At 72.6% G+C, this 14739-nt stretch carries 13 protein-coding genes and 1 pseudogene; 3 read left to right on the top strand and 11 right to left on the bottom strand.

The window, feature by feature from the left end:
- The first annotated feature begins 103 nt into the window (after positions 1-103).
- Positions 104-859, top strand: a complete 756-nt coding sequence (locus tag ABZX96_RS26140; protein ID WP_355549067.1) for an SCO3374 family protein — start codon at positions 104-106, stop codon at positions 857-859.
- Here ABZX96_RS26140 and ABZX96_RS26135 read toward each other — a convergent pair.
- The 10 genes and pseudogenes from ABZX96_RS26135 to ABZX96_RS26090 form a co-directional block, all read right to left on the bottom strand.
- The gene (locus tag ABZX96_RS26135) at positions 790-1125 is read right to left on the bottom strand and encodes an Lsr2 family protein (RefSeq protein WP_355549131.1); all 336 of its coding nucleotides are present in this window, start codon (positions 1123-1125) and stop codon (positions 790-792) included. The genes ABZX96_RS26140 and ABZX96_RS26135 overlap by 70 nt on opposite strands.
- A gap of 156 nt (positions 1126-1281) precedes the next feature.
- The gene (locus tag ABZX96_RS26130; protein ID WP_355549065.1) at positions 1282-1800 is read right to left on the bottom strand and encodes an amino-acid N-acetyltransferase; all 519 of its coding nucleotides are present in this window, start codon (positions 1798-1800) and stop codon (positions 1282-1284) included.
- A gap of 9 nt (positions 1801-1809) precedes the next feature.
- Positions 1810-2466 (bottom strand): BlaI/MecI/CopY family transcriptional regulator, encoded by a 657-nt coding sequence (locus ABZX96_RS26125; protein WP_355549063.1) that lies wholly within the window; start codon positions 2464-2466, stop codon positions 1810-1812.
- Positions 2467-2903: 437 nt separating this feature from the next.
- Positions 2904-3083: a hypothetical protein gene (locus ABZX96_RS26120; RefSeq protein WP_355549061.1), complete on the bottom strand. Its 180-nt coding sequence runs from the start codon at positions 3081-3083 to the stop codon at positions 2904-2906.
- Positions 3084-3129: 46 nt separating this feature from the next.
- Positions 3130-3762 carry a hypothetical protein gene (locus tag ABZX96_RS26115; RefSeq protein ID WP_355549059.1) on the bottom strand — a complete coding sequence of 211 codons (633 nt, stop codon included), beginning with the start codon at positions 3760-3762 and terminating at the stop codon, positions 3130-3132.
- Between the two features lie 252 nt (positions 3763-4014).
- Positions 4015-4812 (bottom strand): type III pantothenate kinase, encoded by a 798-nt coding sequence (locus tag ABZX96_RS26110; protein WP_355549057.1) that lies wholly within the window; start codon positions 4810-4812, stop codon positions 4015-4017.
- Complete coding sequence (nadC, locus tag ABZX96_RS26105) at positions 4812-5981, bottom strand: carboxylating nicotinate-nucleotide diphosphorylase (protein ID WP_355549055.1); 1170 nt, start codon at positions 5979-5981, stop codon at positions 4812-4814. The genes ABZX96_RS26110 and nadC overlap by 1 nt, the downstream gene beginning before the upstream one ends.
- Positions 5982-6310: 329 nt before the next feature.
- Positions 6311-8164, bottom strand: a pseudogene (locus ABZX96_RS26100) (L-aspartate oxidase); the annotation flags it as partial.
- Between the two features lie 107 nt (positions 8165-8271).
- Entirely contained in the window at positions 8272-9315 is a 1044-nt protein-coding gene (panC, locus tag ABZX96_RS26095) for a pantoate--beta-alanine ligase (protein ID WP_355549053.1), read from the bottom strand.
- On the bottom strand, positions 9312-10439 hold the full coding sequence (locus tag ABZX96_RS26090; protein WP_355549052.1) for a DUF2520 domain-containing protein: 1128 nt from the start codon (positions 10437-10439) through the stop codon (positions 9312-9314). The genes panC and ABZX96_RS26090 overlap by 4 nt, the downstream gene beginning before the upstream one ends.
- 728 nt (positions 10440-11167) lie before the next feature.
- Here ABZX96_RS26090 and ABZX96_RS26085 point away from each other — a divergent pair.
- Positions 11168-12547 carry a beta-eliminating lyase-related protein gene (locus tag ABZX96_RS26085; RefSeq protein ID WP_355549050.1) on the top strand — a complete coding sequence of 460 codons (1380 nt, stop codon included), beginning with the start codon at positions 11168-11170 and terminating at the stop codon, positions 12545-12547.
- A gap of 233 nt (positions 12548-12780) precedes the next feature.
- Here the strand turns inward: ABZX96_RS26085 and ABZX96_RS26080 are convergent, their stop codons facing one another.
- Positions 12781-13194 (bottom strand): hypothetical protein, encoded by a 414-nt coding sequence (locus tag ABZX96_RS26080; RefSeq protein ID WP_355549049.1) that lies wholly within the window; start codon positions 13192-13194, stop codon positions 12781-12783.
- Positions 13195-13607: 413 nt separating this feature from the next.
- Between ABZX96_RS26080 and ABZX96_RS26075 the strand changes: the two genes are divergently transcribed.
- Positions 13608-14726: a DUF5937 family protein gene (locus ABZX96_RS26075; protein WP_355549047.1), complete on the top strand. Its 1119-nt coding sequence runs from the start codon at positions 13608-13610 to the stop codon at positions 14724-14726.
- Positions 14727-14739 lie beyond the last annotated feature (13 nt).

Raw genomic sequence — 14739 nt, 5'->3', positions numbered from 1 at the left:
CCGCGCGCCTTCGAACACGCCCTTGCGCCGCCCGTTCGGCCACGGTAGGTACCCGGAATCCCACCCAGCGTAACTTCCCCTGGTGCGGTCAGTTGCACCGGGCATGACCACCGCGCTCCCGCGTCCCCGCGTCCCGCACGCCGCCGGCCGCCGGCGCTCCGTCCGGCAGTGGTACGAGGACGACCTGCGGTGGCCCACGTCCCCTACGGAACCCCTGGAGCTACTGACGGGGGTGCGTTTCGACGCGCTGGAGCTGCCCGCGGACGCGGGGTGGGCTCTACTGGGGCGTATGCCCGCGACCGGGCCCGTGGCGCTCGTCCACGGGGCTCCCAGGGGCCGCGAGGGGCGCGGCGGGGAGCCGGGGACCGCCGGCCGCGGAGACGGCGCCACGATGCTGCTGCTCGTGGCCGCCGGTGGCGCCGAGGAGCTGCCCGGGCTCCTGGAATGGCTGGAATGGGGTCCGCTCGCCCCCGACCTGATGGCGCGGGGGTCTGGCGACCGGATGCCCGCCCCGCCGCCTTGTGGGCCGGCACGGCCGTGCGGGCCGGGCTCGCGGGAGGCCGCTCGGTGGGTGCGGCCTCCCGAGCCGGATCGCGAGGTCGAGGCGACACTGCCCGTCACGGGGATGGGGGCAGGTCCCGGGGACCTCGGTGGGGGTCCCCTTACGGGATGTAAGGGGCACACCCCCGACCTCGTGCGACTCGTCAGCGCTGCGGCGACGGAATGTCACCGGGCCCGGTTGCTGCGTTCTCGTAATGCGGGGAATGAAACAGATCGCGGTTACGGCGATCAGCCGTTGGCCTTCTCGTACGCCTCGCGGATGTCGGCCGGAACACGGCCGCGGTCGTTGACCGTGTAGCCGTTCTCCTTGGCCCACTTCCGGATCTCGGCGGTGTCCTTGCCGCTGCCGGCGGAAGCCGCACGGGCCTTGCCGCGGCCGGCCGCCGCGCGACCGGTACGACGACCCGCCTTCACGAAGTCCTCCAGCGCGCTGCGAAGCTTCTCGGCGTTGGCGGTGGTGAGGTCGATCTCGTAGGACTTGCCGTCGAGAGCGAACGTCACCGTCTCATCGGCCTCGCCGCCGTCGAGGTCGTCGACAAGAAGAACCTGAACCTTCTGTGCCACCGGTTTCCCTTTCATCGAATGCGGATTACGACGGAAAGCAAACCGCCTTTCCGGGAAAAACACAAACCCCTGGGTAGGGTTCAGTTGCCCGACGGCCGGGAACCGCCCGGTTCCACAGCTATGTGATAGGGGCGCGATTCGGACATAGAACGCTGATCACAGGTGCAGAAGCATGCGACTGTTGCCCAGGGTGTTGGGCTTCACCCGTTCGAGACCCAGGAACTCCGCAACGCCCTCGTCATAGGAACGCAGCAGCTCGCTGTACACATCGCCGTCGACGGGCGTCTCCCCGATCTCCACGAACCCGTGCTTGGCGAAGAAGTCGACTTCGAAGGTGAGACAGAAAATGCGCCGTACACCCAGCCAGCTCGCCGTGCGCAGCAGCTTGTCCAGGAGTTGATGGCCCACCCCCGTGCCCTTGAGCCGCCGGTCCACCGCCAGGGTGCGGACCTCCGCCAGGTCTTCCCACATGACGTGCAGCGCGCCGCATCCCACGACCTCGGCGTCCTCGTCCCGCTCGGCGACCCAGAACTCCTGGATGTCCTCGTAAAGGGTGACGGTGGCTTTGTCGAGCAGGATGCGGTCCCGTGAGTAGTCGTCGATGAGGCGGCGTACGGCCGGTACGTCGCCGGTACGGGCACGGCGAACGGTGAAACCATTTGATTGCAGCGGCATGCGGGGACGCTATCGCCCCCGGTCGGGGGAACCCGGTGCGGGTTCGGGGCGTTGTGCGGCGCGGGCCGGTTCCGATCGGGCGGCGGCCGGTTCTTCTCGGCTGGGACGTTCGGCCGGTTCTTCTCGGCTGGGGGCCGGTTCTTCTCGGCTGGCGGGTTCGGCCGGTTCTTCGGGGCCGGATGCGACCGGTTCTCCCGGCTCGGATGTGGCCGGTTGTTCCGGAGCAGGCGGGATCTGTTCTTCCGGAGTGACTGTTGCCGGTTGTTCCGGACCGGGTGGGGTCGGTTCTTCCGGAAGTGCGGGTTCGTCCGCCTGGACCATACGGACGGCGTCCCGTAGGGCATGCCGTTGTTCCGGCGACATCATGCCGAAGAAGGCCACGAGAGCGGCGGCGGGGTTGTCACTGACCGACCAGGCTTCGTTCATCAGTGCGGCCGAGTAGGCGGCCCGAGTGGAGACCGCCTCATATCTATAGGCGCGGCCTTCCGCTTCCCTGCGCACCCATCCCTTCTGATGAAGGTTGTCCAATACGGTCATGACCGTCGTGTAGGCGATCGACCGTTCCTTCTGCAGGTCTTCCAGGACTTCTCGAACGGTTACCGGGCGGTTCCACTCCCAGACCCGCGTCATGACCGCGTCTTCCAGATCACCCAAGCGTCTCGGCACACGAGAACAATAGTGGGAGATGTCGCGAATGCCCGTTGTTTGCGACTACTTTATGTCGGAAAAGCGTGTACGGCCCGAGATCAATGATTCTCAGGCCGTACGTTCCATTTGCGATTGTCAATAGCGCGCATTCATACGAACGCCAATAGGCCGAGATCGCTCGGTTCCCCGCGCACCGGTCGGTTTGCCGGCGGGACGCGGGGATCGATCCGGACACGATACGGTCCGCCGGCTCCCGGGGAGGCCGGCGGACCGCGTCGTATGTCGTGTGGTGTATGGCATGTGCCAGGTGGCGTACGGCGTGTGCCGGGTGGCGTACGTCGTAGGGGGTCGCGCGAAGCCGTACGGCCTTGCGGGGAAGGCACGCCGTCGTGGACGAAGACGCGCCGTCCCGTGCGCAGTCGCGCCGTCCCGCGCGGAGGCGGGCGCGTGGGGAGTCAGGCGCCGTGCGGCTTCGGGTCCTGGCGGGGGGCCTCGGCGCGGGCGAGCGCGGCGTCCACCGCCGCGTCTTCCTTGGCCTTGTTGGCACCGCCTTGGTTCTTCACGATCGTGACGATGAGCGCGATGAACGCCGCGGCCATCACCACAGGCGGAAGCAGCGCTGCGACGTAATCCATGCCCTCGGGCCTCCTTCGCGAACGGGACTTCCAGAGTACGCAGCCCTCAGGCCGAACGGGCGGCGGGGGGCGGCGCGGGCTTCCGGCGTGGCGGGAACACCTCGCCCGGCGTGGGCACGGGCCGGTCCGGCCGGGACGGCTGCGGCCGGGGCGCCGGCGCGGGCTTGGGCGGCTGGGCCCCCTCGGCGGCGCGGCTGCCGGGAAGGGCGCGCAGCCGGGCCCGTACGGACCGCTCCGCCAGGTGGGAGCAGCGGCGCAGCAGCGCGGCGCGGCGCCGGGTCTCGCCCTGGCTCGCGGGCAGGGCGCACAGGGAGCGCAGCGCCGCGAGGTCGTCGGGCCCGGGGTCGTACCCGGCGTCCAGGGCGGCGTGGAGCTGGTCGAGGTAGCCGTGCGCGGAGCCGGGGAGCGCCGCCCGGTAGCGGGCGAGGTCGGCCAGGAGGAAGGCGCGCAGCCGCCCGCCTTCCCGGGCGGCCTCGTCCACGTCCTCGGCCAGCCGGAGGTACTCCTGGACTTCCGCCACCCATTCGGGGTCGCGGGCGCCGGACGGGGACGCGGGCGGGGTGCCGGCCGGGACGGCGGGGTGTGTCGGCAGGAGGACGGTGGCGAGGGCGCGACGCAGGACACGCAACTCATCCGCGCTGAACGCCATGCCGCCGCGGGTTCCGTAGGGCGTAGGCATGGGGTGACCATACGACGTTGACGAACAAAATCCGCTTAACGCCATTGGTGTCGGAAGTTGACGCGAATGGGATGTATGCGGATGGGGGTGGGGGTGTACGGCATACGGGGGAGCGGGGGCCGGGCCGGAGGAATCCCGGGGGTCCTCCCGGCTGAGGCGCCGGGAGGTGTTCCGGGGGCGCGGGCCGTGCCGCTCGATGCCCTTCGTGCGCGGGCGCGCGAGCTTCGTGCGAGCCCGCGCGCCCGTCGGCGCTCAGAGGCGCGACACGTTGCGTTCGTACACGAGGCGCAGCCCGATCAGGGTGAGCCAGGGCTCGTGCTCGTCTATGACGGAGGACTCGCCGAGCACCATGGGGGCGAGGCCGCCGGTGGCGATCACGGTCACGTCGTCCGGATCGTCCGCCAGTTCGCGCGCCATGCGGTGGACGACGCCGTCCACCTGGCCCGCGAAGCCGTAGAGGATGCCGGACTGCATGGCCTCGACGGTGTTCTTGCCGATGACGCTGCGCGGCCGGGCCAGTTCGATCTTGCGGAGCTGGGCGCCCTTGACGCCCAGGGCGTCCACCGAGATCTCGATGCCCGGGGCGATCACCCCGCCCACGTACTCCCCACGGGCGCTCACCGCGTCGAACGTGGTGGCCGTACCGAAGTCCACGACCACCGCCGGGCCCCCGTACAGCTCGACGGCGGCCAGCGCGTTGATGATCCGGTCGGCGCCGACCTCCTTCGGGTTGTCCATGAGGATCGGCACGCCGGTCTTCACGCCGGGCTCGACCAGGATGGCCGGCACGTCGCCGTAGTAGCGGCGGGTCACCTCGCGCAGCTCGTGCAGGACGGAGGGGACGGTGGAGCAGATGGAGATGCCGTCGATGCCGTCGCCCAGGTCCTCGCCCAGGAGGGGGTGCATGCCCATGAGGCCCTGCAGGAGCACGGCGAGCTCGTCGGCGGTGCGGCGGGCGTCGGTGGAGATCCGCCAGTGCTCGACGATCTCCTCGCCGTCGAACAGGCCGAGGACGGTGTGCGTGTTGCCGACGTCGATGGTGAGCAGCATCAGGCGCGTTCCTCCCGGGCGGCTGCGCCGGACGCGGCCTGTGCCGTTCGCTCTTCGCTTTCGCGCAGGTTCGCCGACTGCTCTTCGCTTTCGCGCAAGTCCGTCGACCGGTCGTCGCTTTCGCGCGAGTCCGCTGACCGCTCCTCGCTTTCGCGCAGGTCCAGGCCGATGTCCAGGACCGGCGAGGAGTGGGTGAGCGCGCCGACGGCGAGGTAGTCCACGCCGGTCTCGGCGTACGCGCGGGCGTTCTCCAGGGACAGCCGGCCGGATGACTCCAGGACCGCGCGGCCGGCGACCAGCTCGACGGCCTCCTTGGTCTCTTCGGGCGTGAAGTTGTCCAGGAGGATGAGGTCGGCGCCCTCGTCGAGGATCGGCGGGATCTGGTCGAGCCGGTCCACCTCCACCTCGATCGGCACCCCGGGGAACTCCCGCCGCACGGCGCGGAACGCCTCGGCGACGCCGCCCGCCGCCACGACGTGGTTGTCCTTGATGAGCGCCGCGTCCGACAGCGACATGCGGTGGTTGACGCCGCCGCCGCAGCGCACCGCGAACTTCTCCAGCGCGCGCAGCCCCGGCGTGGTCTTGCGGGTGTCGCGGACCTTGGCCTTGGTGCCCTCCAGCACGTCGGCCCAGGCGCGGGTGGCGGTGGCGATGCCGGAGAGGCGGCCCAGGAGGTTCAGGGCGCTGCGCTCGCCGGTCAGCAGGTCGCGGGTGCGGGTGGTGACGCTCAGCAGCTTCTGGCCGGGCTCGACCCGGTCGCCGTCCTCCACGTGCCGCTCGACCTCGAACTCGTCGGTGCACACGATCGAGAGCACCGCCTCGGCGATCCGCAGGCCCGCCACCGTGCCGGCCTGGCGCGCCGTGAAGTCACCGGTGGCCACGGCGTTCTCGGGGACGGTCGCGACGGTGGTGACGTCCACGCCCTGGTCGAGGTCCTCTTCGACGGCCATGTGGGCGATGTCCTCGACCTGGACGGGGTCGAGCCCGGCGTCCACCAGCAGCGCGGCGAGGTCGGGGTCCAGGCCGCAGGTCAGCGGGTCCAGGTCGTAGGCGCCGTCCTCCGCGCCGCCGCCGCAGCCGCAGGCGTCGCCGCAGCCGCCGCCGGCGGGCCGGCCGGTGCTGGAAGGGGTGCCGATCTGGAGGAGAGGCAGGTCGTCGGGGGTGCTCACGGGTTCGGCTCCGTCTCGGGGAAGGTGGCGGTGTCCGTCGTACGGACGACCAGGGTGCGGGGGGAGGAGGACGGTGGGGCGGCGGTGTCCGGGGCGTCCTGGGGATGGGGCGTGTGCGGGGGCGCGTTCTGGGGTGCGGGCGCGGGTGCGTTCGCAGGTGTGTACGCGGGCGCGTTGGCGGGAGTGGAGGCGTTCGGGGTGGCGTGCGCGGGTGCGTTCTGGGGTGCGGCGGCGTGGTGCGCCCCTGAGGCTGCCCCCGGGGCAGTCCCCAGGGCTGCCCCCGTGGTCGTCCCCAAGGTTGCCCCCTTGGCCGTCCCCGGGGTCGTTCCCAGGCTGATGAGGAAGTGGCGGCGCCAGGTGGTGTCGTCCCGGTCGGGGTGGTCCTCGCGCCAGTGGCAGCCGCGGGTCTCCTCGCGCCGGAGGGCGGCGGCGACCAGCACCCGGGCGACGCACAGGAGGTTGGTGGCCTCCCATGCCTCGACGCCGGGGACGGGGGGCTTGCCGTGGTCCGGAGCGATGCCGGTGCCGGAGCCTGTGGTGGTGCCGGTGGGCGAGGGGGCGGCGGGGGCCGCGTCCGGGACGGCCGGGACGGGCCCGTCACCGGTGCTCGCGTCGGAGGCGGCCGTCGCGAAGGCGGCGTCGGCGGCCCGGCGGATGCGGTCGAGTTCGGCCGCGGCCCGGCGCAGGCTCTCGGCGTTGCGCAGCACCCCGGCGCCGGCCGTCATGATCCGCTGGATGGCCGTCCGGGACTCGGGGGCCAGCAGGGGCAGGACGGTGGCGGCCCGGCGGGCTTGGACCGGGCGGGGCGCGTGCGCGGTGCCTGTCGTGGGGGGCTCGGCCGTGATCCCGGCCTCGGTCGCGGTCGTGGTCGTGGCGCCTGTACCGGTCGTGGCCGGGGCCGGGGCCCCTGTTGCGGTCCCCGCCGTCGGGGCCTCGGTCCCGGTCCCCGTCGCCGCGATGTCCGCCGCGATGCGTTCGGCGAAGACCAGGCCCTCCAGGAGGGAGTTGGACGCCAGGCGGTTCGCCCCGTGGACGCCCGTGCAGGCGACCTCTCCGCAGGCGTACAGGCCCGGGACCGTGGTCCGGCCGCGCAGGTCGGTACGGACGCCGCCGGAGGCGTAGTGGGCGGCCGGCGCGACCGGGATCGGCTCGGTGATCGGGTCGAAGCCGTGCGCGCGGCAGGCGGCGAGGATCGTGGGGAAGCGGTGTTCCCACTTGTCGGCGCCGAAGTGGCGGGCGTCCAGGTACATGTGCTCGACGCCCTGCTCGTGCGCCCGGCGCATGATGGCCTTGGCGACGATGTCGCGCGGCGCCAGCTCGGCGAGCTCGTGCTGCCCGACCATGAAGCGAATCCCGTCGGCGTCGACCAGGTGGGCGCCCTCGCCGCGCACCGCCTCGGAGATCAGCGGCTGCTGCCCCTCGGCGTCCCGCCCCAGGTACAGCACCGTGGGGTGGAACTGGACGAACTCCAGGTCGGAGACCTCGGCCCCGGCGCGCAGAGCGAGGGCCACGCCGTCGCCCGTGGACACGGCCGGGTTGGTCGTCGCGGAGAAGACCTGGCCCATCCCCCCGGTCGCCAGGATGACGGCGGGGGCGTGCACGGCGCCCACCCCGTCGTGCTGGCCCTCGCCTATGACGTGCAGAGTCACGCCGGCGGCCCGGCCTTCGGCGTCCGTGAGCAGGTCCAGGACCAGGGCGTTCTCGATGGTCCGGAGTCCCTGGGCGCGGACCGCCTCGACCAGCGCGCGGGAGATCTCCGCGCCGGTCGCGTCGCCTCCCGCGTGCGCGATGCGGCGGCGGTGGTGGCCGCCCTCACGGGTGAGCGCGATGGTGTCGGTCCCCGGGGCGGTGTCGAACCGGGCGCCCGTCTCGATGAGCCGCCGCACGGCGTCGGGCCCTTCGGTGACGAGGGTCCGGACGGCCCTCTCGTCACACAGGCCGGCGCCCGCGACGAGGGTGTCGGCGAGGTGCTGCTCGGGGGTGTCCCCCTCGCCGAGCGCGGCGGCGATGCCGCCCTGGGCCCAGCGGGTGGAGCCGTCGTCCAGCCGCGCCTTGGTGACGACGACGGTCCGGCGGCCCGCGGCGGCGCACCGCAACGCGGCCGTGAGCCCGGCCACGCCGGAGCCCACCACGACGACGTCCGCCTCGATCGCCCATCCGGGGGCGGGGGCGTCCAGGCGTATGCCGGTGAGGGGGGTGGCGCGGGTGACTTCAGGTGGGGCGGTGTGGGGCGGGGTGGGAGTAGTGATTTCGGAGTGTCCACCGGTGCGGGTGGGGTTGCCGGTACCGCTCATCGGGACGCTTCGTTCATCGCAGTGCTCCGGAACGTGGGAAACGTGAGACGGATGTTGTCGATGAGCCGGGTGTCACCGACCCTGGCGGCCACCGCGAGGATGGCCTCGCCCTCGTACGCGTCCGGCACCTCGGTGAAGTCGGACGGATCGACGAGCGCCAAGTAATCGAGCACCAACGGGGGCGTGAGCCGGGCCGCGTCCTCCAGGACCAGCCGGGCCGCGGCGCGTGCGACGGACGGGCCGCGCGGCGGCGTCGTCGCGGCGAGGGCCAGGGCGTGCGCGTCGGCGGCGGCCCGGTCCTCCCCCAGGGCGGCCAACGCGGCCGAACGGTTCTGCGGCCGGGACGCGGTCGAGGTGGCGCGCTCCCGCAGCGCTTCCTCGGCGGACAGGCGGTCGCGCGCCGCGAACAGCGCCCGGGACAGCGCGAGCGCGGTGCGGCGCTCGGTGGCGGACAGGTAGCGGTTGCGGCTGGAGAGCGCCAGGCCGTCCTCCTCACGCACGGTGGGGACGCCGACGACCTCCACGTCGAAGTTGAGATCGGCCGCCATCCGCGTGATCAAGGCGAGCTGCTGCGCGTCCTTCTGACCGTAAAGAGCCACGTCAGGACGGGTGAGGTGGAGCAGTTTGGCGACGACCGTGAGCATCCCGTCGAAGTGCCCGGGACGGCTCGCGCCCTCCAGGAGGGCGCCCATGGGGCCCGCGGTGATGCGTATCTGGGGCTCGCCGCCCGGATAGACCTCGTCCACGGAGGGCGCGAAGACCACGTCCGCCCCGGAGGCCCCGGCCAGCAGGACATCCGCGTCCAGGGTGCGCGGGTAGCGGTCCAGGTCCTCGCCCGCGCCGAACTGGAGCGGGTTGACGAAGACCGTCACCACGACCTGGCCGTCCGCACCGGCTCGTTCCCGGGCGCTGCGTATGAGCGTGGCGTGGCCTTCGTGCAGGGCACCCATCGTCATGACGACCGCGCGCGGCCCCGTCCGGCGGTCCAGGGCGCGCAACTCGGCGGCCGTGTGCACGAGGTGCGGGCGCGGCGCGCTCACTGGTCGTCTCCGTCCTGGGGGTGGTGCGGGTCGTTGTTCTGGGGGTGGTCCGGGTTGTCGTTCTGGGGGTGGCCCGGGTTGTCGTTCTCAGGGGGGTGCGGGTCGTCCGAGGGGCGGGGGGCGTCCGGGCCGTCCGAAGGGCGCGGGACGTCCGGACCGTCCGAAGGGCGGGAATCGTTCGGACCGTCCGAGGGGCGGGGGGCGCCCGCGGGGTGCGTGCCCGTCCCATGGGCGAGGACGTCCAGCAGCGCCTCGGCGGGCTCCGGCTTCAGGAGACCGTGCGCCAGCGCCCGGTCCGCCGTCGTCCGGGCCATGGCCAGGTACCCGTCGACGGCCTGCGGCGCGTGCCGGCGCAGTTCGGCGACGTGGGCGGCGACCGTGCCCGCGTCCCCGCGCGCGACCGGGCCGGTCAGGGCCGCGTCACCGGACCGCAGGGCGTTGTCCAGCGCGGCGCCGAGCAGCGGGCCGAGCATCCGGTCCGGGGCGTGGACGCCGGCGCCGTGCAGCAGTTCCATCGCCTGGGCGACCAGCGTGACCAGGTGGTTCGCACCGATGGCCAGAGCCGCGTGGTACAGGGGGCGGGCCGTCTCCTCGATCCACTCGGGTTCGCCGCCCATCTCGATCACCAGCGCCTCGGCGGCCATCCGCAGCTGCTCCGGCGCGGTGACGCCGAAGGAACAGCCGGCGAGCCGCTGGACGTCGACGGGGGTCCCTGTGAAGGTCATCGCCGGGTGCAGGGCCAGCGGCAGGCCGCCGACGCGGGTGGCGGGGTCCAGCACCGCCGCCCCGAACCGTCCCGAGGTGTGCACCAGCAACTGCCCCGGCCGCACCGCGCCGGTCTCGGCGAGGCCCTTCACCAGGCCGGGCAGCGCGTCGTCGGGGACGGTGAGCAGGACGAGCTCCGCCCGGGCCAGCACCTCGGACGGCGACACGATCGGCACGTCGGGCAACAGCGCCTCGGCCCGGCGGACGGACGCGTCCGAGACGCCGGAAACGGCCACCGGGCGATGCCCAGCGAGCTGCAACGACGCGGCCAGAGCAGGCCCTACCCGTCCTGCGCCGACGACGCCGACGGTCAGCCGGGCGGGGCGGTCCTGGGCCTCGATGGATGGGGATGCGTTCACGCGGTGGTGGCCTTCCGTTCCAGTCCGCGGGGGGTACCGGACGATTCGTTCGCCATGCTACGCGAGCGTTTCCGGCGAACCCCGAGGTCGTGCGGAGGGTGAGACGGGGGTCTCTTTCGGCGGAGGGTCCCGGGGTGGGCGTCGCTTTCGGTGGCGTGTCCTCGCGGCGGGCGAGGTTTCTCCCGGCGGGGGCCGGGGCCGTCTCGACGCGCCTCTTTCGGCGTCTCTTCCGGCCTCTTTCGCCCCTCTTCCGCACCTCTTCCGCACCTCTTCCAGCGCGGGCGGGGTCTCTTTCGGCGAGGGGGCGGAGGAGTTGGGCGTCGCCGTGCGGCGTGCCGCCGGTCGTGCGAGGTGTGCGGCGCGCCTCGCGCGGACCGCCCTTGCGGAGGATCGGGCCAGGTCAGCGGCCGTTCCGAACAGACCCGGAGAAAGTTATCCACAGGCCTCGGCGGGATTCGTCGCGGTCCGCGATGATCGATGCACAGCGGACGACGCGGCAGGAGCGGCGGACGACGCGACAGACGAGTCAGATGAGTCAGGCGAGCCGGGCAAGCCGGACGAGCCAGGCGGGTCAGAGGAGTCAGGCGAGGAACGGGCTGCGGAGGTGCGAGAGCGGCGAGTGGGCGCCGGCGATGGGATCACGGAGGAATGCCCCCACGAACCGGCACGTGACGGGCGGATGTTTCCGCAGACCGGCGACGGCGGGCGGAAGAGGAAGGGACGAGGACATGGACGGGGAAACGGGCGGGGAAACGGGCGGGCGCGGCCCGGGACGTGGGGACCAGCGGAACCGCGCGGACGCGGACGCGGTGGAGTTCGAGGCCGAGGCTGAACGCTCCGGGGCCGCACCATCGCGGCGCGACACGTCCGAAGCCGCACGGCAGGAGCTTCCCGCGCCCACGGGTCAGGGCGATCCCGTGGACGGGGAGAAACCGGCCGACGACCGGGGGCGTCTGTCGGCCGCCTGGCACGGCGCGGAGCGGGCCCTCGCGCACGGCCCGAGCGGCAGGACGCTCAAGGAGCAGTTGGCCCTCCTGACGTCCCACGCTCCGGAGGTTCATGACCTCGACGACTGGACGGACCTGTACGGCGACGAGGACAGCGTCGTCGGCGCGCTGGAGCGACGTACCGCCGAACTGCTCGGCACCGCGTCGGCCGCCTTCTTCCCCACCGGCACCATGGCGCAACAGGTGGCACTGCGCTGCTGGGCGGGCCGGACGGGCAACACCACGGTCGCCGGCCATCCGCTGTCCCACATGGAGGTGCACGAGCGTGACGCGTACTCCGTGGTCAGCGGCCTGCGCATGGTGCACCCGACGAACGCGCCACGGCTGCCGACCGCTGACGAGATACGCGACTGCCCGGAGCCCTTCGGCACCCTGGCGCTGGAGTTGCCACTGCGGGACGCCGGCTTCGTCCTACCGAGTTGGGCGGAGCTGACGGCGACGGTCGAGGCGGCGCGCGAACGGGACGCGGTGGTCCACTTCGACGGTGCCCGCCTGTGGGAGTGCGGTCCGCACTTCGGCCGCACGCTGCCGGAGATCGCCGCGCTCGCCGACAGCATGTACGTGTCCTTCTACAAGTCGCTGGGCGGGATAGCCGGCGCCGCGCTGGCGGGGTCGGAGGACTTCGTCGAGGAGGCCCGGGCCTGGCGGCACCGTTACGGGGGCCAGCTTTTCCAGCAGTGGCCCATGGCGCTGAGCGCGCTCATCGGACTGGACCGGGAGCTGCCACGGCTGCCGGACTACGTGGCACAGGCCAAGCAAGTGGCGCGGGCGCTGGCGGCGGGCCTTTCCGAGGGCGGGGTGCCCTGGTTCCGGGTGCATCCCGAGATACCGCACACCCATCAGTTCCAGGTGTGGCTGCCGTACCCGGCCGAGGTGCTGAACGAGGCCGGGCTGCGGCAGGCGGAGACCACTCGGACGGTGCTGTTCCGCACATGGCAGGAACCGGCGCCGTCGGGCCCCCCGGGGCTCGCGATGACGGAGGTGACGGTGGCCTCGTCCGCAAGTGACTGGACATCCGAAGACGTTCGGACGGCACTCGCGGACTTCCTGCGGCTGGTCGAACAGGTGCGCCAGGAGGGACGTGACCTGACGATGCCGTGAGGGCGGGTGGTGGGTGTTTTCAGGGAGGAGGAGGGCTGGGGCGAGGGCGAGGGGGTGGAGGAGGCGGGGGGGGTGGGGGGGGAGGGGGTGGGGCCCCCAGAAGAACGGCGAGAATTTTCTTCACCTCACCCCTCACCCCTCACCCCTCACCCCGCCCAAGCCCCGCACCCCCGACGGCTCCCGCACCCCCGCCCCCCAACGGATTCCACGCCCCAGCCATTTCCGCGCCCCTGTCAGTCCCTGCACTCCGACAGTCCCCTCGCCCCCGCAGCCTCGGCGGATCGCCCCATCACCGCCTCCCCCTGCTCACTCACCGCACCAACCCTCCGGGTCCCCCTGGCGGCCGGGCGGTTTGCGGCTCGGCCACTCGGCCCGTGCGCCGGTGCGCCGCCCGAGCCCGACGGCGCGCCGGCAGGGCCGCCCGTCCTCGCGCCCGTGCCGAACGACCGGGTGAGGGCATGTCGTACGGTGCGCAGGAAGCGGGTCAGTGGCCGGTCCTCCGGGTCGGTGATCACGGTCTTGAACCGTCGCCACATGCGGATCTCGCGTACGGCCCGGACGTCACCGGCTCCGGGGAGGATGGGTGCGGCCTCACCGTGCTGGGTGGCTCGGTAGGCGTCGAGCATGTGCTGCTGGATGGCATTCATGCTCTTCACCTTGGGGCGGTTCCGGAGGAGTTGGCCCGTCATTTGACGGGAGCCGTCAAATGACGGTTGTAGAGGTCGCGGGCTCGCGCATGATGGATGCGCGACCGAACCTCGGATTCATGTCCAACCGACACGGAGATCGAGCGCCGCACGGTCCGGTCCGGGGCAATGGAGGCCCGGACCACGCAACGGGGCAGCGCGGGACGCGGCGCCACAGGAGCGTCGCGGCACCGCACGAGCGCCCCGGTGCCGGTTGATCACCGCCCGGGCCACGCACCACCAGCGGTCCGCGCCGCCCCCGACCGTCTCTCCCCCACCCTCACCAAGACCACGCAGACCACCCACCCCGCACACCCCACGAATAACCCGGCACGACACGTCACTCGGCACGACACGAACGGAGCGGACGGCGCATGAGCGTTTGGATCGACATCGCGGGGCTGCCGCCCGAGAACATCGTCTTCAGCCCCTCACCGCTGTCCGAACTCGGCGCCGCCCTGCACGCGCTCGCCGAGCCCGGCCACCACCCCGGCCTCCACGGCTGGACCACCGCCACGACCTCCGCCCTCAAGCCGGACCTGGCCGACCGGCTGCTCGAAGCGGACTTCCTCTGGGGCCCGACCTTCTCCGACATATCGATGCCGTTCGCCGCGCTCGCGGACGTCGCCGGTCAGCCCGGTGCCACGCTCGCCGAGGAATTGGACATGCTGGACCGTTTGGACGACGAGCTGTACGTGGCCGCGGCGCTGGAGATCTCGTGCGCCAGTGCGTACAGCAGGGGTGGCGCCTCCCCGCTCGTCGACGCCACGGCCCGGGAGCAGGCGCTGGACCGCGCCACGGCCCGTGGTCCGCGTCAGGCCGAGTTCGCCCGGCGGCTGCTCGCGGACCCGCCCACCGTCCGGGCGTGGATCCGGCGGCTGTTCGAGGACTGCGACGAGGCGTTCTTCGCGGACGTGTGGAAGCGGGTACGGGTCCAGCTGGCCGCGGACGCCCGTCACAAGGCGGACGTGCTGCGGCACAAAGGGCTGGCCGAAGCGCTGACGCAGGTCTCCTCCGCGTTGTCGCTGGACGAGGAACGGTCCCGCATCGTCCTGGACAAGCTGAGCGACGGGCACACGACGGCCACCGATCCCGTGATGGGGCCGGGACTGACCTTCGTCCCGTCCTCGTTCGGCTGGCCACATCTGATGGCCTTGCACGCGCCGGGCTGGCGACCGGTGATCCACTACCCCGTGGCGGCCCCCGAGCTGTCCGGGCCCGCCTCGGTGGCCCTGCTGGAGGCCCGTTTGGAGGCGCTGGCGCATCCGATGCGCATCCGGATCTGCCGCAACATCGCGCGCACCGCCTACACCACGGGTGAGCTGGCGACCTCGCACGGCATTTCCGCGCCCGAGGTCTCCCGGCACCTGGCGATCCTGAAGAAGGCCGGGCTGATCCAGACGCGCCGCCGGGGCCGGTACGTCCTGCACCAGCTCAACCTGCCGGTGGTGGCCCGCCTGGGGAGCGACTTCCTGGAGGGCGTGCTGCGCTGACGCCCGCCGCGCC

Source organism: Streptomyces sp. NPDC003077, assembly GCF_040611095.1.
Lineage (GTDB): Bacteria > Actinomycetota > Actinomycetes > Streptomycetales > Streptomycetaceae > Streptomyces.
This window is presented reverse-complemented; position numbering and strand designations above follow the sequence as displayed.